The sequence below is a fragment of the Sulfuricurvum kujiense DSM 16994 genome (genome assembly GCF_000183725.1).
Taxonomy (GTDB): Bacteria; Campylobacterota; Campylobacteria; order Campylobacterales; family Sulfurimonadaceae; genus Sulfuricurvum; species Sulfuricurvum kujiense.
This window is the reverse complement of record NC_014756.1, coordinates 1-20,457: the sequence shown is the minus strand read 5'-3', so window position 1 is coordinate 20,457 and position 20,457 is coordinate 1. Positions and strand designations below refer to the sequence as shown.

The window sequence follows — 20,457 nt, the reverse complement described above, 5'->3', positions numbered from 1 at the left end:
ATCTATGCGAAAAACAGTGTCGGAATGATATAATAGTCGGATACTAAATTTTGAGGTTTTCCGACATGTTAATAGGGTATATTCGAGTTTCAACTGACGGTGATCGACAAAGTACCGATCTTCAACGTGATGCATTGATGAGTGCCGGAGTTGATGAGCGTCATATTTTCGAAGACAAGGCTTCCGGATCCAAAGATGATCGTATCGGTTTAGCTCAAGCTTTGGAGTATGTCAAAGAGGGAGATGTATTGGTCGTTTGGAAATTGGATCGATTAGGACGCTCCCTACCCCACTTGATCGAAATCGTTTCACAACTCAAAGCCAAAGGTATCGGATTCAAATCTCTGACTGAAGGCATGGATACTTCCAGCCCATCAGGCGAACTATTATTTCATGTGTTCGGAGCATTGGCACAGTTCGAGCGCTCGCTTATACAGGAACGTGTTAATGCCGGATTAGCAGCGGCACGAAAAAGAGGACGTATTGGCGGACGACCAAAAGCAATTCCTCAAGAAAAAATGGATGCTATTTTGGAGGCGTTAAATAACGGGATGTCTAAAGCGGCGGTGTGTCGGACATTTGAGGTGAAAAGGTCAACGCTTATTGATACTCTTAATCATATCCAACTTTGCACCTACAATTAATTTTGGATATCTATATGTTTGTTCCGACATTGAACGGTAAAACAGTTCTCATAACTTCTCGTAATTTTCTTAAATTACGTTTTGAGTTTTCAATTGGCGTAAAAAGAACCGCAAAAAAAATAAATTCTTCAAACTCTACAAATCCTGTATATTCTGGAGTTGGATAATCAGGAACCTCCGCCAGTCGAATAAATGTTTTAGCATCTGTTCTATTTACACCTTGCAAATAACTCAATTTTGCGTTCTTCCATCCATCTGATTGAATTTTTAGTAAATCTTCTAAACACTGCTCTGGAGTTTCTTTTATCCAAAAGTTTATATACATCCACTCTTTGGCGTTACCAGCAGCATTAAGATCGTATCCACGTTGATACAGACAAGCCAAACATCCTTCTCTTTTTGTTGCATCAACAACCCATCCAAATGGTGCAGATAGTAGCACACCGTAATCCCTGCTATATGGAATAGCTTGTTGACCTTGAAAAAGTTGTAATTCTTCAAGCGAATATACGTCAAGGTCAATATCTTGGTTCACTTCATTATGTGCTCTTGTAATTGCTCCCTTTGTATACCCAACTGGTGAAACAAGAATTCCTCGATGTGCTCCAACATCAACCATCATTGAAATAAATGTTTCTATATCATTAATATCTATAGGTGAGGTGCGTCTTTTCGCATCAACAATTGTTCTGATTGAAGCATCCAAAGACTGATCCTCAATCAATACATCAATTTGCCGCTTTATATTTGAGATTCGACCTAAAACTTTTTGATTGTGTTTAATTGAAGCATAGGGATAACGGATTTGAAATTGCTCAAAAATTTCACGTTCATAATCTTTCCAGTTCATTAATACTCCTATTTTTTAGCAAAAATCATTTTCTTCTAATTGGTTCAAAAGCAATTTTAAATCTTTTTCACGTTCCAAAGCTATCCGATTGGCCGAAGAAGCTTTTATCAATGTCCACATACTTCCACCTATAAAACTGCTTGCCTCAAACTCAGAATTATCTTCCATATACTTTTTCCATGATTCATGTGCTCTTTTGTAGTATTCTAATCTCTCAATCCACTTGTCAGAAATTTGCCTAACGATTTCACTATCAATAGCTTCAATTGAATCTAAAGTTTTTGTTAAATCATCACAGGCACTCATATTCATATCCATTTGTGTTAAAGGTTGATCTGGATACATAACATCACGGATATAATCATTTAATACTTCTAAAAACTCTCCAAACAATACAATCGCTTGTTCGATTTTCACATTTTCAAGCTCTATATTCATTGCAGATTCATGGGCTAAGATATGACGTATTTCAAATATTTCTTTGATACATGTATACATTTCAACAGAATTTTGTATCATAGGTTGTGGATCTTTTTTTTCTACTTCAACACTCCATCTATTGATATGACTTGGTAATACTTGTAAAAGTTTTTTATCTAATAAAGTAGTAAATATTCTGTCAATCGATTCTAATTTATTGATAGCAACACTATGTGCGATAAATTCTCCCATTGTTATTTTTTTACCATAGAGATGTTTCATTACTTCAAAATCTATCTTTTGCTTATCCATAAGCTCTTTAGATCTAGAAATATATGGTTCTCCAGAGTCTATAAGTTCGGCAATAAGCATTCTGCAAGATGTTTCAAGAAGAGCAACAAGTGACAAGGGAAAATAACGCAAAAATTCTTTATGTGGTAATACATTAAAAGCTGATCGCATATCACTGATTCGACCATGAAATTCACCATAGATATATTTAAATCGTTGTCGAGATTTAATTTCTTGAATATACTCAATTACATTTTTATTCATGTCATTTAATCCACATAACAAAGAGCTATGTTTTCCTTCAAATCATGTCGAGCTTTTTCAAGCTCAGCAATCAAATCTGGGTCATTATTACGTTGACATTCATATTCTAGCAGTCTGACTTTTATGTTATAAAAATCTCTTTGTAGGGCAGCCTTCCAATTATGAAATCCAATATTTACATACGCCCAATCCCTATTAATAAGTGGATTTTCATAGTAAGGTATTTGATCTAATTTTGATTTGTCCAAATTTACCTTATCTAGTAAATCATATAAATCTGATTCCAACCTATCGTAAGATTCATGAATGTAATCAAGCATCTGACTCAAACCAAGAAAATCTTCTTCATATTTTTTCAAAATTTCAGAAGTTTTCAAATGAGAGATAAACTCCATTGACATTTCATGCCAAGAGTCATGTAAATATTTTTTTTCTAGTTCTTCAAGATATTTACTATCCAATTTGAGCTCTTGATAAAAATCATTTCGCAATGTATTCATCAAACCTATTAATAGTTCATGTGGTGATAATACTTCAAGATATACATATTTTTGACTTATTTCATCGATCAAATTCTGTAATTGCGTTTCACGTTCCAAGTATTCTGTAGCAAGGAAAAAATAAGATGGTTTGCCTAGTTTTTGAGCTTCTTCGTATTCCAAGTGAGTAATGGATTTTTCGAAACCTTCTTTAACACTTCCATAACGTTGTCCAAGAATACAAACATAAATATCCGCTTCTCGAACTAAGCCTAACGAAGCTTCTATAGGTGATTGATAAGAACTATAAAGCATTTCCATCACAATAGAATGAGCTTTAAAGATTTCACACGCTTTGATTGCATTTTCACGATATTCTTTCAGATCTAAGAAAGTTGATGAAATACAAATTTTTAATGGCTTCATACATTTTACCTTTTTAAAAAAATCATTCCGTGCACACAGTCCTAAATTCTAGGCTATATACATAAAGCTTATATTGACCATAATTACGACGCCCTCAATCCGCCAAAACTATCAAATACATGCTGATACACCATCTCAACCGATCGTGGCCATAACTCTTCATCATACTTTTGTGGCAAGCGATCCAGAACCTCTTCGATCGTCAATCGTACTTTCGCTTTAGTTTGTTGCTTCTTCCGCCAGTCGATGACCAAAAGGAGTTTCAGTGTCTCTAACAAATCGTGAGCTACTTTTTTAACTTCTTTACGCTCTTTTTCGGTAAGTTCAACACCCGATGCAATCAAATCAAAAATCGCCAACTCTTCTTCACTTAATTCTTCTCGCGCGGCACGTCTCTCTTCAGGATTAAGTTCTTCTTTGATAAAGCGTTTCAACTCTTCGAAAAAGACTTCGGCATTAGCCGCTCCGAGGTTATACCGCTCTACCAACTCTTGGAACTTTTCTTTGAGATCCAAACGTGAACTGTTTTGCTCGATCATAACGTTCAATTTTCGCTCAATAATATTCTTAAGTCGTTCCGCTTCGGATCGTGTCGGTGAAGCCATCTGTTCTAACATCTTCATTAGTGCTTCAAAATCGATCTGAGAAATATTGACCGGAGACGGAAGATACGATTTGATCTCTACGGTTTCAATGGCATCGTCTAATAACAAGTTAACTCTATCACGTAGAACCTGCATTACCTCTTCATCATCAATGTCTTCACCCGCCTTCAACCGCATTTGTTGATAGATGACATTGATCGCTACACGCTCTGCTATAAACGCTTCCGCGCGTACATCCGGTAAGATTCCTTTGAAGATACGATTGATTTGACGCAGATAGGATGTAAATGTTTCTTTATTTGATGGCTCTTGCATCATTTCACTGGCAGCATCGAGCAATCGAAGCTTTTCAAGTTGCGTCGCATTAATAATAGCCTGCAACGAAACACCTTGATCGTCTAAAAAGTTTTTAGCTTCGGACATCGCAACCATTAGCGCTTCATACAAACGTTCTTTATCAATAGCCGGAAGATCAATCTTTGATCCGTCCAATGTTGCACCATACAGCCCCAGAGCTTCTCTCAGTGCTCCAAATATACTGATGTAATCGACAACCTGACCATTAGGCTTACCGGGGAAAAGTCGATTAGCTCGTGCTATCGCCTGCATTAGGGTATGACTTTTAAGCGGTTTATCGAGGTAGAGTGTCGAAACAGCAGGGGCATCAAATCCAGTCAGCCACATAGCGCATACAAATACGATACGCAACTGATCATCGGGATCTTTGAATTTCTCATCAAGCCTTTCATGCTCCATCCGGTATCGGTGCGGTGCTATTTCTACACCACGTGAACGCAGTCGATCTTCTTCACCTGCACCACCCGACACGACAACTGCCATATCCGTTTGACGCATATACTCGATGTCATTTTGCAGCTTAGATAATACACTGCCTCTTGCCGTTTTTGATTCGGCTTCGAGCTGCTCTATTTTTGCTTTCCACGCTATCTGTACCAAATCATACATCTTGATCGCGGTGGGTTTATCAATAGAGACTGTCATCGCTTTACCCATATACTCTCGCCCCATGAAATGCTCTACGATATCATGGGCAATCGTCTCTAGCCGCTCTTTGCGAGTGATGATATGATAGGCACTGGCAAATTCTCTCTCCATCTTCGACTCTTGTTCATCACTCAGATCAGCCTCATCTAGGAGTTCGAGAATCGCATCGCCCAAATCATCGCGCTTCAATCCTACTTCGGGAACACGGTTTTCATAATAGAGCGGTAACGTCGCGCCATCTTCAACTGCATCGGAAAAATTGTATACGCTCACATAATCACCAAATACCTCTTTGGTTCTCTCTTCCCCTGATAGCAATGGTGTCCCTGTAAATGCAATAAAAGATGCTTTTGGCAATGCAGAACGCATATTCATCGCCATGGATGAGTACTGGCTGCGGTGGGCTTCATCGGTAATGACAATAACATCATCACGCTCTGATAACAGTGGATACGTCTCACCAAGAGGTGCACGGAATTTTTGAATGAGGGTAAAGACAAATCGGTGATCTTCGCTGAGTAGACGTCGCAAATCATCCCCTGAATCTGCTTGACACTCTTCTGCCAATACACCTGCACTGTGAAACCCTTTGTATATCTGATCATCTAAATCACTGCGATCAGTCACGATAACAAACGTCCAGTTACCCGGAATCTTACGAAAGATTTTCTGAGCAAAAAATGTCATAGAAAAGCTTTTTCCACTCCCCTGTGTGTGCCAGAACACCCCGAGTTTTCCTTCGATCTCCTTGATATGCTTTATACCTTTCAATGATTGATTGACACCGAGGAACTGATGGTATTTTGCAACGATCTTGACGGTCTCTTTTTTCGTGATATAGAGTGTGAAATTTTCGATCAAATCAAGCAAGCGGTTTTTCTCGCAGGTTCCACGTAATATCACTTCCAAACTAACCCGTCGCGGCTCATCCTCTCGCTCGATTTTTTTCCATTCGCTGAAATGTTCCCAGCTGCTCGAAACCGTCCCTATCTTAGAAGCAATACCGTTCGAGAGGATAATGAGCTGGTTATACCAAAAAAGCTGAGGGATAGATGATTTATAATCTTTTAGATTTTCGTTATAGGCTTTAGAGAGTTTGGCATGTGATGATTTGAGTTCTATAAATACGAGTGGGAGTCCGTTCACAAATCCGATCAAATCCGCCCGTTTAGGCTGAGTTTCCCCCATGATCCAAAACTGTGAACACAGCAGAAAATCATTCTCTTTCGGCTGTTCCCAGTCGATCACACGAAGGGTCACATCTTCGCTTTCCCCCTCGTCATTATGGACGCTCAGCTTCAAACCGTCTTTGATGATTTTATAGACCTCTTGATTTGCTGCGATCGGGCTCATAGCGGAACGATCCCGCATAATCATATCAGCAGCTTCAGAGAGGGAGGTTTTAGAAATAGCGGGATTTAATTTTTCGAGAGCATGGAGGAGTCGCGGACGGAGAACGACTTCGCTACGATTAAAACGTCCCAATGTTCCGTTTTCACCGAAGTCTTCTTTGTAGACATTTAGATTTTGCCATTGCATCTCTTGAAAGATACTTAGTGCGCTTTGCTCAACGATCGAATCTTCGGTGTAGCTCATAGCTTCTCGCTTTGATTAAATTCTTCGTGCAGTCGTCTCAATAATGCGTTAATTTCATTCCATGGTAAAAATCGCTGATACCGCTTCATACGTTCAAATGCTTCTTCAGCCTCATGAATAGTAATCATGCCATGCCTTACGAACTCTTCCATCACCCACAATGTCCCTTTGACATCGACACCCTCTTTTTTAGCTGCAATCCGCAAAGCACCATCACCGCTAATCAAAGGAGCATTCTCCTGTTTTGCAAGCGACAAAGCCAATAGATCATTTGGTCCGGTTTGTGGATAAATACTTTGCAAACCAGCGGCATACATCGTATATTCTTCATTGACCGTCATGATCTGCAATCCATACGCAGGTAACTCTCCATGATTTTCAGAAAGCTCTTCAAAATAAAGCATGTCCGGCACTGCAAATTCATAGGGAAGCTGAAACATCTGAGTGATTAATCCACAAGTGGTTAAATCTATAAAGATATTCGTATCACTGATGAACAGACGCACCGTTGCTCTCTATCATTCGGAGATGGTAAAAATCCATGACGCTCATATTCATCAAATCGGCCGCTTTGGACTCTCCGATATACTCTTCCGCCAATGCATGAAAAATCAGCTGAGTGAAGTGGTGGGACTCTTCTTGCTTGGTAGGATAAGGCTCATTTTTACGCCAACCGCGCTGAGAAAAATCGATCACCACATGTTTGTAATAACTCTCTTTAATAATCCCTAAATCATATGCCCGACGTAATGCCGCAGACATCGAAATACCGTACTCCTGTTTCAACAACAACAGCTCCCGATACTCCAACTTGGTTCGAAACGTCCCCAGCTCATCTTGAACTGCTACTTTAGGCACTAACAATGCCCCCGCAAATCGATGACACGCCTTTTCTTCGTTTAATCCCTCATTGAGTCGTCCGTGCATTAACAAATGTCCTAATTCATGCGCCATTGTAAATCGTTGTCGATCTCCCGACCATTTTGAGGATATCACGACTACAGGATGTTCCCCAACATGTGCCATTAGACCATCAAATTTACCATCACCATCATCCTCAACCTGAAACACACGGATTCCATGACTCTCCAAAACGTCGATCAGTTCAGGGATAGGATTCATCCCAAGTTTCCATTCATTACGCACCGCTTCAGCGATTGCTTCGATATCCTCATATGACCCAATCACAGAAGGCAATCCCTCAACCAAAGCAAAAGGGTGTACAGGGGATTTTGGAAACAACGCTTCGAGCTCTAAACGGCGTTCGATTTGATCCAAAATTTTCCCCTCGATGATATCCAGCTGTTTTTGAGATATTGAGCTTTTTTTACGATACTCCGGTTTTGAAAGGGTTACGCTTTGTTGACGGAAAAAATACCCGCTCTTTACCCCTAAAGCCTGAGATAGTTTTAAAAGCATCTGCGAATCGGGGTGAATCTGATTTTTTTCATATTTTGCTATGGCTGTCTGAGAAACACCCACTTGATCTGCCAATCCACGTAATGATAAGCCGGCGGTTTTACGCGCCCGCGCTATACGCTCTCCAAACATTCTATCACTCCTCCCATGGTTTACAACCATGATGACTATCTTGTAAATTGTAAATCGAAACAACTTCATATCGGCTGAATAGGTTTACATTTTAAGAATTTTATTGTATATTTGTAAACCTATTTCACAAATGGAGTTTTTAAATGCTTACTATCAATACAACTGATATATTAAAAGCCATGGTTGCGCCGCTGGTTGAAAACTACTGGTGGGTACTTTTACTGATGATTGTCGGAGGGATCGTGTGGTACATACTCCGTTTTGATCTGACGGATACTTATCGACAGCGGAAGCGTCATACCGCCGAAGCGATCAAATGGATCGCTATCCCTGCGATGTTTTTAGTAGGGTATCTGTTCTTGATGGAGTATTACTGGATACTTTCGTTTCTAATAGCCGGAGCAGTAGTTTACATTCTCGATCAAATCGGTTTCATCGATCTAAATTTTTCACGCTGATAACGTAAAACACATCTTATGAAAGGAGACACCATGGCAAATAAAAAGCAGACATCCTCTAATGTAGCTTCTACAGCATCAAAAGTGCTGAAAAGCCCTTCTGCAAGCAAAGCCTGTAAATCAGTCGCTGCTAGCGCCCTTAGTCAAACGAAGAAAGGGAAATAATAAGGTGCGCCTCAGGCGCTCCTATTCAATCAATTCAATATAGTATTCGCATTCTTCTGCGGGTATAAACTCTACTTTCACATGATCACCAATAGTTAAATCATCAATTTTTCGTTCTAATTTTGGAAATACGCTTGTAAATACATGTCTCATCACTGGCATTGGAACTTTTTGATTGAATAATTCCACAACTTCAGTCTGCTGTTCTATTGTAACAGAAGTAGGTTCTTCATCTAAAAATGATTTTCTTAAATTTTCTAAATTTTCTTCAGATTCAATATGCATCACCGTACTAGGATTAGATAGAAAAGGAGGTTTCATTATTGTCTGTGTGACTGCCATCTCAAACCGATCCAATAGATCATAAAGATCTTTCGAAAGACGTATTTCTTGAAATGTTAAATTGATTTTCAAATAATCTGCAAACTTTCTAACCATTGCGATATATCTTAATGGAATAAAGATTTCTCGTAATGCCATATTGCTGACGGTACTTTCCTGCGTAGCTTCGAAAAGCTTCTCTCCATTGATTTCCATAATACCGTTTATAGACCAACTATCATTTATACATTCCATAAAGTCATAGATTTTTGTGAAATAGGGTAGCCGTAGAATATCTGAGCCTATCCATTGTGAAAAATCTATTCCGAATGAAAAAGAGGAGATCCCTCCTTCTTTTCCGACGTGAACTTCAAACTGAAACAGTCCATTACATGAAGTTCCAGTGAAATATAACGCTTTCGTGCCGCGAAAAATTTCTCCACGGACATCATCCATAAAGAAGGGCATCTTATGGTCTTTTGACAACCATATCTTCATATTTGCATTAATACTTTCAGGCCTTACCGATATTGTTCCAGCATTAAAATCTGACAATAACGTATCGAAAATTGGCGACCCGCTTAATTCAAAATTTTTAACGGCTAATTCTATAGGTTTGCCGTAATTGAACATTTCCTCAAAATTATTATGCGATTCATGTTTTTCATCAATTGAAAATTTTACATTGAGATCGACTGGCTCTTCCCCATGTTGGAAGAAAGTATAAATAGTAGTCTTATTTTGATAAGCTACATCGATACGAAGTCTAGGATCTAATTGATGTAAATAATTTGCTGATGCAACAGACACGTTCCTTAGCATATCTGGTATAGATTTATTACATGTTCCTGTCATTGCAGTTGTCAAAGTATTAATCGCGTCAAATTTATCAGGCAACTTTTTTCCTAATTCTTCTAAAGCCAACTGTTCAGCCCTTTGTTTCCACTCATTCAGCAACTCAATAGGATAGGCATCAGGATCTTTATCAATCAAATCTGAACAATTTGAACAAAGCCAAATAGCATTTTCTATAGATTTTCTTTTATCAGGAGACATTGTTGAATCATACCTTGGACCACCTGGTGCTGCTGCATATAAATGAGCTGCTTCTCCTATAATATTTACTTTGCCAATATCTGTTGTTGGACCTGCAGTTACAATTCTGCAATTTGGATTTGAACATCTATGCGCGACTCTTGTTTTAAGAATTTCAATAGTCTTCTGTGTAAAATTATCACGTCGTTTCATGTGATTTGAAGTTTCCCCGAAATCAGCTTCGGTAAGAGCATGTCTCGCTGAGTTTTCAATAAATTATTTTGCTTAATCAAATTCCAACACATCTGGATATTGTCTTCAATCAAATTATTCCATTGTTTTTGTATGTCTATTGTTGGAACTATAATTTTAAAGTTTCTGAAGTCCTGTAAAATGATACGGGGTATCGCAACACCAGAGACACACTGTTTCATTCTTTCTTTAACTTCTGGACTTTTCAAACAATACGATAAAAAATGTGATTTAATTTTATTATTAGGACGTAACATTGCTATTGAAGACAACAAAGCGATATCGAGATCTTTTTCTACTACAAATGTGTGTTTGAGATAACTTCCGTCCTTTGCAATCAAAATATCATTAGCTGTCACTTTGCAGTCATTTCTGACAAGGTCATCAAAATCTTCCTTAGAAATCTTACGGCAAGAATTAACATTTAATCCGAAATCATGCATATCCTTTACTGAAGCCATTGGAAACCCTTCTAATACTGATTTTGGACTTTTATGCGATCCATCAGTAATACGACTACATAAATTTTCAAGAGGAGAAACTTCCCATCCCTTCGGTATCTGTCCCAACTCCGAATCGACCATTTCAACCGCTTCATGACCAGGAAATCGGAATTTGACGAACCATTCTCGATAGAGGCTACGTGCCATCTCTTCGAGGATCGTGATACGGCGGTTATTGTTTTCGATCAGGACATCGTAAGTAGAAAGGATAGAAGCAATTTTTTGTTGAACTTCTTGATCAGGTAATTCTAATTCAAAGCCTTTTATAGCGTCCAATGTAATACTTGCTTGACTTGCAGCTCCTTGTGCCGTACCAACAATATAATCTTTAAAATTTTGATCTTTTAACACATAGTAGAGATAGCTTTGATCAATATTTTTATCTGGATAAATGATTACAGCATTTTGATTCAGCAAAGACCCATGAGCTTGACAAGGAACTTTAATAGTTTTTCCAACAACTGATGCTGGATTACTTGGCCAAGATCCTACCGTTTGAATCACAATATCATTTGTTTTTAATGAATATTTTTTATATTTTTCTGCTACTTCAAAAGGGATTTTTACAAGCTTCGATGTATCTATAGAATTTTCTGTAAAATCTGATACTTTTACAATAGGATGCCCATCTTTTTCATACCATTGGCTTTTAAAAGCAAAACCCTTTAGAGTGCAAATGTAATCTCCGAGTTGAATAGTTTTACTCATCGTGTAGCCAAAATCTCAGCAACATTCTCAGCAATTCGCCGTTCCAGTTCATGCGCTTCAGCATTAAGCACTTCCAGCTCTTCTTGGAGTGTTTCGAGTCGGATAGCAAATTCTTCCTCGTCGTCTTCTACTCCTGCAGCGACACCTACGTAGCGCCCCGGATTGAGGCTGTACCCCTGCACGGCGATCTCGTCAATAGTGGCAACTTTACAGAGTCCCGCGATGTCTTGATACGTCCCATCAGCGAAAAATCTCTCTACCGTATACTCACCGTCGTTGCGCTCATCCTCATGGTGGGTTTTATAGGTGTCATCAGTCGCTTCTCCCCGATAGAGTCGAACGATATCGGCGATAAAGTTGAGCTGCTCAGAGCTGTAATCACGCACCGATCGAGTGACCTGCTTAAAGATATGACGTGCATCGATAAAGAGAACTTTATCTTTTCGAGATTGCGGTTTGCCCTTGTCCAAAAACCACAGCGTACACGGTAACGTCACGGTATAAAAGAAGTTCGAACTGATCGCAACCATCACATCCACTCCGCCACTAAGGGTGAGCTGACGGCGGATCTCCATCTCACTTCCTCTGGCATCCGCCGCAGAGTTTGCCATAACGAAACCGGCACGACCGGTATCGTTCAAACTCGCGTAAAAGAGCTGTATCCACAGATAGTTGCCGTTGTCGACGTTGGGCATACCAAATGGGAAACGAGCTTTATCATCCGCTATTCGCTCTTTTTGGATGTTGTTGACGTTGAAAGGAGGATTTGCCATGACAAAATCAAACTGTCCGGCGCATTGGTGAATATCCTCGTAGTAGGAGTTCCCCTCTTTAATATCCCCTTGTAGCCCATGAACTGCGAGATTGAGTTTCGCGATACGGACGGTATCTCCTGTCTTTTCCTGACCGAAGATCGAGAGCTCACTGCTGGCGTTCCGGTTGTGCTCGGCGACAAAGGACGCACTTGAGACGAACATCCCGCCGCTTCCGCACGCGGGGTCGAAGACTTTACCGTGATAGGGCTCGATGATCTCGGTGATGAGACGTACTAAATGCGCAGGGGTAAAAAACTCTCCGCCCCCTTGCCCTTCGCTCTTGGCAAACTCCGTGAGAAAATACTCATAGATACGCCCGAATACATCCGTACCGATGTCGAAACGAATCCCCGCAAAGTTTTTCAAGAGAGTGATAAGGATAGCATTATCAAATTTAGTATAAGTTTTCGGTAGGGTATCACGGATCGCTTCATTCTCGGCTTCGAGTGCTTTCATCGCGTCATTGATCGCACGTCCGATGTCGGCTCCATCAGGAAGTTTTAGGAGGTTATCGAACAATGCAACATCGGGGACATACATTGCCCCCTCAGCTTGAATCGCAGTTTTGATATCCGTTCCGCGACGACGGGAAGTTTGTGTAGATTCGATCGCCTCTTTGGCTATCAGATAACGATATTCAGCATACCGTAAAAAGATCAGTCCCAATACCGGACGAGAATATTCTGATGCAGTTAGATTGGAGTTGGCACGCAGCTCATCGGCTGCTGACCATAACCGTTTTTCAAGTGCTTCGATGTTTTTAAAACTCATTATGATTCCTGACCAAAAAAATGTTTGTTAATGTTTGATATTTTATCTTTTAAGACTTCAATCTCGTTATAAATTTCTATCTCTTCATAAAAATGTTTTATTGCACGCTCTTTTAGTTTTCGCTCTTTGAATGGTACAACCAAATCTTTCAATGCACTAGTTGGTATTTGTGGCACTGCCGCACCGGCAGTGATGGATGCAAGTAACTGTTGTCCAACCGCTGATTTCAAATACATATACAGATAAATTGCATCTTCTTTTTCGTTAAATGACGACATACTAATTACCTGAAACGATTGATTTGCTAGCCAGTAGCCTTCACCTATATCTCCGATAATCGCTACTTTTCCGATACTCCCTTTTACCCCAAGTAAAATATCATAAGGATGAAGTCGATATGTTTCAGCCTTGGCTTTTTGTTCTTTAACACGAATTACTCGTTCCGTTGTGGTCAAAAAACCACATTCAGGGATATCGCCGGTCATAACCATGCGATATTCGGTTCCATCGTCCGCTTCTTCGTCCTTGATAAGCTGTGAGCGTTGTAAAACAGTCAAATTACTAAGTTTTTCTGTATCGTGGGCTTCCAATATATTCTGAATATTTTGATCATCGACAGAGACGATATAGCGTGATGGATTCAGGCTATTTTGATTAGCGTTTAGTTCTTTGTAGCTGACTAGGGCTGAGACTTCTTCAACACTTTCTCGTTTTTCCAACAATTGCAGTATTGTTTCAAGATCTGTTAGAACATTTTTTTTACCGACACGTTTCACCATTTTACTCGCATCGATAAATAAAACATCTTGATAAGAACACTGATTATTCAGTATTAAAATAGCCGTTGGAATAACACTATGAATAAATAGGTTTCCTGGCAGTGTAATTACTGCTTCAATTTGTTTATTTGCTAATAACTGTTCACGAATCATCCAATCCGCAGCACTTCGAAAGAGTAACCCATGCGATATTACAAAAATTGCTCGCCCAGTTGTTTGTGATAATGTGTGCTCAATAAGAGCAATTTCACCATTTCTGCTTGATCCATTCAACGTGTCTGCAACACGATAACGATCCCATCTAATATTGGCAATTTCTTTCTCTGCTTTAATGCCGCCAAAAGGAGGAATAGCTACACTAACATCAAATTGGTTCAAAGTTCGCGTTTCCAAATCAACAAATGTTGGCTCGTATATTGGATTGTTGATTGCATAGTCCATACTTACATGATCAAGATAGCGACTTAATTCCAGAACAACCGTATTGAGATAAATATTTTCAATATACAACTTCTGATTTGCTTTTTTACCAAGCACTCCAGCAAGTAAAGTACCTGATGTGAATGGTATATAGACACTTTCAGGATTATCCTGATCAGCTATTTTCACCAGTAAATCAACAAGTTCTTCCGGTTGGGCAAACTCACCGAATTTACTTCCCTGACGCTCTGATAAAACATTGAATGCCTCAGACACATTAGGAAATACTAAATTATCAAGAACAAATTGAATGTATTCGTTTAACGTTTTACTATCTGAATGATATTGCCACGAATGCTTTTCAACCTGAGTATGAAACACCTCACTGTGATTAGCCAATTCAACAAATAAGATCCCCATTCGCCCAAACTCTACTTTTCCATCAGCATATTTTTCAATACGAATATGTTCTGGTATTGCAGCCGTATCAGAAAGTTTTTTCCAAGTATGTAATAAATAGAGAAATGTTAATGAATCCATTGAATTCATTTGGCTTGGGTGCGATTCGATAAAAGTTAAAATTTTGTTTATCATATTATTCCCTATGCATTATATGTGGTGATCAATGTTTCGTTATCCATAACAACGACTATGCCGCCTTTGTCCATAACTTTGAGAAGATCTTTTTTTAGCTGATCCATTTCATGAAGAATAGATTGCGTGGCTTTGCGATTGAGAATAACTTTGTCTCCCTGCTCTTTACCAAACTCCATAACAAGTTCAATCATACGCTTAGTCATACCACGTTGAGACATTCTCTCGCCAATATGTTTTGTTGCTATCATCTTACACCTCTTTAGTTAAGACTTTACTAATTTATGCGGAAATTGTAGCACTTCTTTCTATTCTTGTCAATAGTTACGCCATAACTAAATAATAATTTGCTGTAAAAATGGAATTTTGCTAATAACTGCCGATATAGGTTCTAACTCCACAAGGAGGCTAACCAATGGATCCAATCAATTCACAAGGTGGAATGGGACCGCAGATGTACGCTTTGAAAAAGCGATCGATTCGCAAGATCAAGGGATTATGAAATTGCTTGATAGCGTAGCTGTTCCTAAAGATTCCAATGTATCACTAGCCGCCGAACTGACCGGTCTGGGTCAAAATCTCGACATCAAGGCTTGATTTTAGCATTCAGCTAAGCTCAAGCCTTGATGCTATACTGATTGCATGAAAGAAATTTACGATAACACCCATTTTAAAATCTCTCACAATACTGAAGAGATCGATTTTACTATTGACACCCTCCCCTCATATGAACCTTTTAATGCGCCTTTTGCCATACTCACCGCATGGAATCCAAACAATCAACCACTAAGTCTTGAGGAAAATACGGCTCGTAACAAACAGCTCTTTGAGAAGCTTTTAGAGTATGGTCATCCCTTTGATGAAGCGCTTGGGTATTTGGACGATCACAGTGAAGTGAGTTATTGTATTTATGAGATCACGTTTGAAGAGGCGATAGAATTAGCTAAAGCAGAAGAGCAATACGCGATCTTCTATCGCTCTGCTACCCATGTCGGTTATTATGAGTGTGAAACAGGAGTGGCAATTACCGAAAGAGCATTGGAAAAATAGCCTTTTAACACCCTACCCTACTCCAGGATATTTTCCCACACGCCGCGCAGTTTTTGAGTGTAATAGATCAAGGCATCTTCACGACCTAGCCGTTTGGGCTTCTCCTTGATGTGCAAGGTAGTGCTAAACTCTCCGTCAATCATACGAATACTCATCATCTCATCCATGACACATTCGCCATAGGTACGCCCTTTGGCCGCTTCGGTTTTAATCCGGGGATGAAGTTCTATCTCTTCCATAAGCTGTTCTCACCTTAGTCTCGAATGCTATCTGGGAGATTGCGGTCACGTTTGAGCGCATCGATGGCAGCATCGACAGCCCGTTTGAGTTTGAGTGCCGCTTCGAGCCCTTGGCGGTCTTTGGTAATTTCGAGGGTACCTTCAACTCTGATGGTGTCGGTACCGTTTTGAATAAGGAGATTGCCGGTGGTGAATCCGTCCGTATCGTTTTCGTACGCCATAAAAGGTTGCTGCATGGTCTTCCTCTCTTATGGATGTTTCATTAGCGCAATGATAACACACCTCTAAGGCTCAGAACCGTTTTATTGCAACACAGAGTTGTTTATTATTCGTTCATCGCTCTAAGGAGGCTAAAAAATGCTCACGAGAGGATATATTGGAAGCTTCAAGGGTTGTTTGTGCTCTATAGGTCACTACTATAGCGATTTTGCAAAGCTCAGTTCTTTTGGGGTCGGTTTGGGACACAGCAATCGTTTATTCCCAAAATAGACCCCGCGATAATGGCTGGGCTAAGACGGTATTTATGGCCGTATTCGATATCGGAGAGTTTTTCCTCTGCTATGGCTTGGGCATCGTCTTCACTGCATCCAGCCAGTTCGCACAGTGTTTCAATCACTTCCTCTCGAAATTCATCAATTGTAGCCATTGCCCCCTCCCCTACTCTATGCATCCAAATGCGAGGTTGGTGATGTGGTACTCTTTATAGTGTTTGCTGCGACTACCGAACAGTTTTTTAAATAGACGTTTTATCATGCATATCGCTCAAGCAAAGGGGGTTCCCTCTCATCAAGGAGTACATGATCGTAAATAAAGGCAATACTCTCTTCCATCACACTCGATACCCTTTGAACAAAGGGGTTGTTGGAGGATGAGATCAGCTCTGCAATCATATCGACCACACTTTGCCCCCCTACCCTCGCCTTGGCGTTATGCAACCTGCCAAAGAGACGCATCAGTTCTCTGTGGGCATGGATGGAGGCAATGTCTTCTTCGCTCTTTTGCTTTTTAAAGGCATAGCGGGTGTACTTGAAGTAGTGGAGAAAAAAGAGTGCTGCCAATTCGTTGGTTTCAAGATATTTTTTCATAAGTACCAGTCTATGACGTTTTGCAATAAATCGTCCATATTGTGGCAAATTGAAATATCCTTCGCACTATGATAATCCATTTAGATCTCGATACTTTCTTTTGTTCATGCGAGAGGGTGATGAACCCCTCCTTGATCGGTAAAAAAATTGCCGTGGGAGGACGGGGTGATCCGTTTATCTTTGATCGTAAACCCTCTCATGCCAAAAAGCTCGTTGCTCTTAATTCCGGTGCGTTTGTCCCCTCACTCTTTCATAGCGAACATGATCACTCTAAGTATTTCAAAGATGGGGAGAAGATACGGGGGATCGTTACCACTGCCAGTTATGAGGCACGCCAATTTGGGGTGAAGACAGGGATGACTATTTATGAAGCATTACAGAAGTGTCCCGATATCACCCTCCTCCCTCCCAATCATCTGCTCTATCACACGATGAGTCATGAGCTGATGGAATATCTGCATACTCTTGTGCCTGTTATGGAGCAATACAGCATTGATGAGATATTTGGAGATCTTCGAGGATGGATTGAAGATGATGAGACGGATGCATTCATCAAACAGCTCCAAAGTGATATCACCATGAAGTTCAAACTCCCCGTCTCTATAGGTGCGAGTCCTGCCAAATGGATAGCCAAGCTTGCTACCGGTACCGCAAAGCCTTATGGAACCAAAGTGGTGCACAAAGAGGATATTAAAGCATTCGTGAACGATATTGCCATCGATGAATTCCCCGGAGTAGGAAGAGCGTTTTCCAAAAAGATGCAGAAGTATGGGATCAGAACGATTGGACAAGCATGGGGCTCTCCTCATCTCTTTGATTCATGGGGACGACAGGGAAGAGATCTCTATGCCAGACTCACAGGTGAGGATCATGAGAGTGTACAAGCATCACGGAGCCGTAAAGGAATTGGGATATCAAGAAGTATGGATCATCCCATTAAAGAACGTAATGAACTCTTCCGACGGATACACATTATGGTGAGACACTGGAGTCATACCATCATGAAACTGGGAGTCAATCCGACGACGTTTCATTTCTCACTCGGGTATGAAAATTGGGGAAGCTCCAAGAAGCAATACACTATCTATCGTCTCTTTAACGAGAAGTTTATTCAAGAGTTTGCCTATGATAAGTTTAAAGAACTTGATCTCTATCCCCATATTGCGGTTAAGTATATTGGAATGAGTGCCAGTAAGTTTATCCATCATGATCCCAAAACACTCGATATGCTCGAATATGAGGATGATACTAAGATGAGAAAGCTTACTGATGCACTGACAAAGATACGAGATAAGTATGGGATGGATATTGTGAGAGGTGGAGGGGAGTTGTAAAACCCCCCTCTTTATTATTCAAAATCTGCAATCATTTTTTTAATAGCATCATTCAACTTCACTAGCTTGGCTTCATTCATACCAGCGATATTAATATCAATTTTTATTTTATCTTTTGTCTGTTTAGCTTTAAAAATTGGTAAAGTAGCTGTATCCTTACCTTTACTCAAATATTTTGTTTTTAAAACACTTTCAGCATCATCTCTACCTAAAGACTTTATTTCTTCATAGGCTGATTTAATTTTATCTGGAGCCACTTTATTTAAAATAGACAGAATATAAACGATATTGTAATTATCTTCTTTGACCATTTTTATAATATTTGATGGTAATTTCAAAATGCCCATTATTTTTGAAACATGCCCCTTTGACAATCCTATATGTTCTGCTAACTTGTTTTGACTTTCCACAACACCTTCATCAAGTAGATGTTGCATAGAAATTGCAAATTCAATAGGATTCAAATCTACGCGAACAGCATTTTCTGCTATTGCAAAAACTGCCATATCTTGTCTTGAAACATCATTTTTTAGCATACAAGGTATTTTTTCTTTTCCCAATATTTTAAATGCTTCTGCGCGTCTATGTCCTGCCAAAATCGTATATTTGCCATTATGATTGGATGTAACCAAAATTGGTTGCAAAAGTCCATTTTTTTCAATAGACTGAACCAATTCAGAGAGTTCATTTGAATCCATTTCAATGCGAGGTTGAAATGGGTTATGAATCAATTTAGAAATTTCTATATCAGCGTGTGTTTCTGATCCATCAATAGTAATTTGCTTAGGCACCATTTTCACTAGTGGTGCAGATTCCGCTATGGTTTGAGATAATTCTGCTGTTATTCTATTACGCTTTGCCATTTATTAGCCCTGCTTTCGTTTCAATTTCTTTAATAAGCATTTTCACCTCTGCGGTGGCTTTACTATTTTTATCCAATTCTGCAACACTAAAACCATATCCAATTGAATGCTTGAAATCCGATCGAAACCTTATTACAGTTTCCATCAAATTAAAATATTTTGTCTCTCTAATAAATTCTTCTATGTCGTCAAATGATTTAGCTTTTGGATCAATTTTATTTAATAGTACATTCACTTTTACAGTTTCGCCCTCCCCTTTTAATGCTGAGAGTTCCGCTAAAATATTTTTAAATTTTTGAAGTCCAAATATTTCCATATAATCGGATGACACTGGGGTAATAACATAATCACTTGCAATGATAGCAAGACGGTTTAAGTCTGCATCGTACCCACCAGAATCTATGACTACTAAAGTCTCATCGTCTATTTCATTTATAAAATTACGAAATTGTTCACCCTCTCGATCAGTAAAACGTGTTATATAAAGCGGTTGTTGTCCATATTGCATTCTGAGTCTATTTGTCATGGTTACGGATTCTTGATTGTCTAAATCTACAAATACAAAGTCTTTAAATCCATACTTTTTATAGTTTAGGCCGAGTTCTATAGCAACATTCCATGCCAATGTTGATTTTCCTGTACCACCTTTTTGATGAGCCAATGTAATTATGTTTGACCTCATAAATCTATTTCCTTTTTAAAGTGTTTCCCGGGGAAACTCATAAAGTTTTCTAAAAAATACAACATTTAGATTTCTCAAAATGATTATAGCAATATTTTTTAATATTTTCAGTAACCACTAAATTTTTAACATGATTTTTCTTTACTTATTAATTTGTATTTTCAAATATTATATAATCAATTTATCCCTATACAACTGTTTCCCCGGGAAACACTGAACATATTTCAATATAGCAATTTTAGATATAATACA

At 39.2% G+C, this 20,457-nt stretch carries 22 protein-coding genes; 5 read left to right on the top strand and 17 right to left on the bottom strand.

The genetic code is table 11. The features are described from left to right. The first annotated feature begins 65 nt into the window (after window positions 1–65). Window positions 66–644, top strand: a complete 579-nt coding sequence (locus SULKU_RS13965) for a recombinase family protein (RefSeq protein WP_013450038.1) — start codon at window positions 66–68, stop codon at window positions 642–644. 10 nt (window positions 645–654) lie between these two features. Here SULKU_RS13965 and SULKU_RS13960 read toward each other — a convergent pair whose 3' ends face one another. The 6 genes from SULKU_RS13960 to SULKU_RS13935 form a co-directional block, all read right to left on the bottom strand. Next, window positions 655–1,494 carry a restriction endonuclease gene (locus SULKU_RS13960; protein WP_013450037.1) on the bottom strand — a complete coding sequence of 280 codons (840 nt, stop codon included), beginning with the start codon at window positions 1,492–1,494 and terminating at the stop codon, window positions 655–657. A 15-nt stretch (window positions 1,495–1,509) separates the two neighbouring features. Continuing rightward, window positions 1,510–2,469 (bottom strand): lysozyme inhibitor LprI family protein, encoded by a 960-nt coding sequence (locus SULKU_RS13955; protein WP_013450036.1) that lies wholly within the window; start codon window positions 2,467–2,469, stop codon window positions 1,510–1,512. 5 nt (window positions 2,470–2,474) lie between these two features. After that, complete coding sequence (locus SULKU_RS13950; RefSeq protein ID WP_013450035.1) at window positions 2,475–3,374, bottom strand: DUF4062 domain-containing protein; 900 nt, start codon at window positions 3,372–3,374, stop codon at window positions 2,475–2,477. Between the two features lie 83 nt (window positions 3,375–3,457). Further along, the gene (locus tag SULKU_RS13945; protein ID WP_013450034.1) at window positions 3,458–6,580 is read right to left on the bottom strand and encodes a type I restriction endonuclease subunit R; all 3,123 of its coding nucleotides are present in this window, start codon (window positions 6,578–6,580) and stop codon (window positions 3,458–3,460) included. After that, entirely contained in the window at window positions 6,577–7,086 is a 510-nt protein-coding gene (locus SULKU_RS13940) for a PIN domain-containing protein (protein WP_013450033.1), read from the bottom strand. The genes SULKU_RS13945 and SULKU_RS13940 overlap by 4 nt, the downstream gene beginning before the upstream one ends. Next, a complete protein-coding gene (locus SULKU_RS13935; RefSeq protein ID WP_013450032.1) occupies window positions 7,067–8,131 on the bottom strand; it encodes a helix-turn-helix domain-containing protein in 1,065 nt (354 codons plus the stop codon). The genes SULKU_RS13940 and SULKU_RS13935 overlap by 20 nt, the downstream gene beginning before the upstream one ends. 143 nt (window positions 8,132–8,274) lie before the next feature. On the opposite strand from SULKU_RS13935, the gene SULKU_RS13930 reads away from it, so the two are divergent. Both SULKU_RS13930 and SULKU_RS15375 read left to right on the top strand, forming a co-directional pair. Continuing rightward, window positions 8,275–8,589: a hypothetical protein gene (locus tag SULKU_RS13930; protein ID WP_013450031.1), complete on the top strand. Its 315-nt coding sequence runs from the start codon at window positions 8,275–8,277 to the stop codon at window positions 8,587–8,589. Window positions 8,590–8,622: 33 nt separating this feature from the next. After that, complete coding sequence (locus tag SULKU_RS15375; RefSeq protein ID WP_013450030.1) at window positions 8,623–8,754, top strand: hypothetical protein; 132 nt, start codon at window positions 8,623–8,625, stop codon at window positions 8,752–8,754. A gap of 21 nt (window positions 8,755–8,775) precedes the next feature. On the opposite strand, the gene SULKU_RS14675 is transcribed toward SULKU_RS15375, so the two are convergent. The 5 genes from SULKU_RS14675 to SULKU_RS13905 are packed head-to-tail and all read right to left on the bottom strand — an operon-like array spanning window position 8,776 to window position 15,203. Then, window positions 8,776–10,323: a hypothetical protein gene (locus tag SULKU_RS14675; RefSeq protein WP_013450029.1), complete on the bottom strand. Its 1,548-nt coding sequence runs from the start codon at window positions 10,321–10,323 to the stop codon at window positions 8,776–8,778. Next, window positions 10,320–11,573 (bottom strand): restriction endonuclease subunit S, encoded by a 1,254-nt coding sequence (locus SULKU_RS13920; RefSeq protein WP_013450028.1) that lies wholly within the window; start codon window positions 11,571–11,573, stop codon window positions 10,320–10,322. The genes SULKU_RS14675 and SULKU_RS13920 overlap by 4 nt, the downstream gene beginning before the upstream one ends. Next, window positions 11,570–13,159 carry a class I SAM-dependent DNA methyltransferase gene (locus SULKU_RS13915; protein ID WP_013450027.1) on the bottom strand — a complete coding sequence of 530 codons (1,590 nt, stop codon included), beginning with the start codon at window positions 13,157–13,159 and terminating at the stop codon, window positions 11,570–11,572. Before SULKU_RS13915 ends, SULKU_RS13920 begins: the two co-directional genes overlap by 4 nt. After that, complete coding sequence (locus tag SULKU_RS13910; protein ID WP_013450026.1) at window positions 13,159–14,952, bottom strand: N-6 DNA methylase; 1,794 nt, start codon at window positions 14,950–14,952, stop codon at window positions 13,159–13,161. The genes SULKU_RS13915 and SULKU_RS13910 overlap by 1 nt, the downstream gene beginning before the upstream one ends. Window positions 14,953–14,960: 8 nt before the next feature. Next, window positions 14,961–15,203, bottom strand: coding sequence for a hypothetical protein (locus tag SULKU_RS13905; protein ID WP_013450025.1), 243 nt, complete (start codon window positions 15,201–15,203; stop codon window positions 14,961–14,963). Window positions 15,204–15,594: 391 nt separating this feature from the next. Between SULKU_RS13905 and SULKU_RS13900 the strand changes: the two genes are divergently transcribed. Continuing rightward, a complete protein-coding gene (locus tag SULKU_RS13900; protein ID WP_013450024.1) occupies window positions 15,595–16,002 on the top strand; it encodes a DUF3293 domain-containing protein in 408 nt (135 codons plus the stop codon). A gap of 17 nt (window positions 16,003–16,019) precedes the next feature. Here the strand turns inward: SULKU_RS13900 and SULKU_RS13895 are convergent, their stop codons facing one another. From SULKU_RS13895 to SULKU_RS13880, 4 genes are all read right to left on the bottom strand, one after another. After that, the gene (locus SULKU_RS13895; protein ID WP_013450023.1) at window positions 16,020–16,241 is read right to left on the bottom strand and encodes a hypothetical protein; all 222 of its coding nucleotides are present in this window, start codon (window positions 16,239–16,241) and stop codon (window positions 16,020–16,022) included. Window positions 16,242–16,255: 14 nt separating this feature from the next. Then, window positions 16,256–16,477 carry a hypothetical protein gene (locus SULKU_RS13890; RefSeq protein ID WP_013450022.1) on the bottom strand — a complete coding sequence of 74 codons (222 nt, stop codon included), beginning with the start codon at window positions 16,475–16,477 and terminating at the stop codon, window positions 16,256–16,258. Between the two features lie 200 nt (window positions 16,478–16,677). After that, window positions 16,678–16,887 (bottom strand): hypothetical protein, encoded by a 210-nt coding sequence (locus SULKU_RS13885; RefSeq protein ID WP_013450021.1) that lies wholly within the window; start codon window positions 16,885–16,887, stop codon window positions 16,678–16,680. Between the two features lie 103 nt (window positions 16,888–16,990). Beyond that, complete coding sequence (locus tag SULKU_RS13880; RefSeq protein WP_151174370.1) at window positions 16,991–17,326, bottom strand: hypothetical protein; 336 nt, start codon at window positions 17,324–17,326, stop codon at window positions 16,991–16,993. Window positions 17,327–17,394: 68 nt separating this feature from the next. Here SULKU_RS13880 and SULKU_RS13875 point away from each other — a divergent pair, with 68 nt between their 5' ends. Next, the gene (locus tag SULKU_RS13875; protein WP_041667295.1) at window positions 17,395–18,660 is read left to right on the top strand and encodes a DNA polymerase Y family protein; all 1,266 of its coding nucleotides are present in this window, start codon (window positions 17,395–17,397) and stop codon (window positions 18,658–18,660) included. 14 nt (window positions 18,661–18,674) lie between these two features. Here SULKU_RS13875 and SULKU_RS13870 read toward each other — a convergent pair whose 3' ends face one another. Further along, on the bottom strand, window positions 18,675–19,523 hold the full coding sequence (locus SULKU_RS13870) for a ParB/RepB/Spo0J family partition protein (protein WP_013450017.1): 849 nt from the start codon (window positions 19,521–19,523) through the stop codon (window positions 18,675–18,677). Continuing rightward, complete coding sequence (locus SULKU_RS13865) at window positions 19,510–20,184, bottom strand: ParA family protein (protein WP_172633628.1); 675 nt, start codon at window positions 20,182–20,184, stop codon at window positions 19,510–19,512. The genes SULKU_RS13870 and SULKU_RS13865 overlap by 14 nt, the downstream gene beginning before the upstream one ends. Window positions 20,185–20,457: the final 273 nt, after the last annotated feature.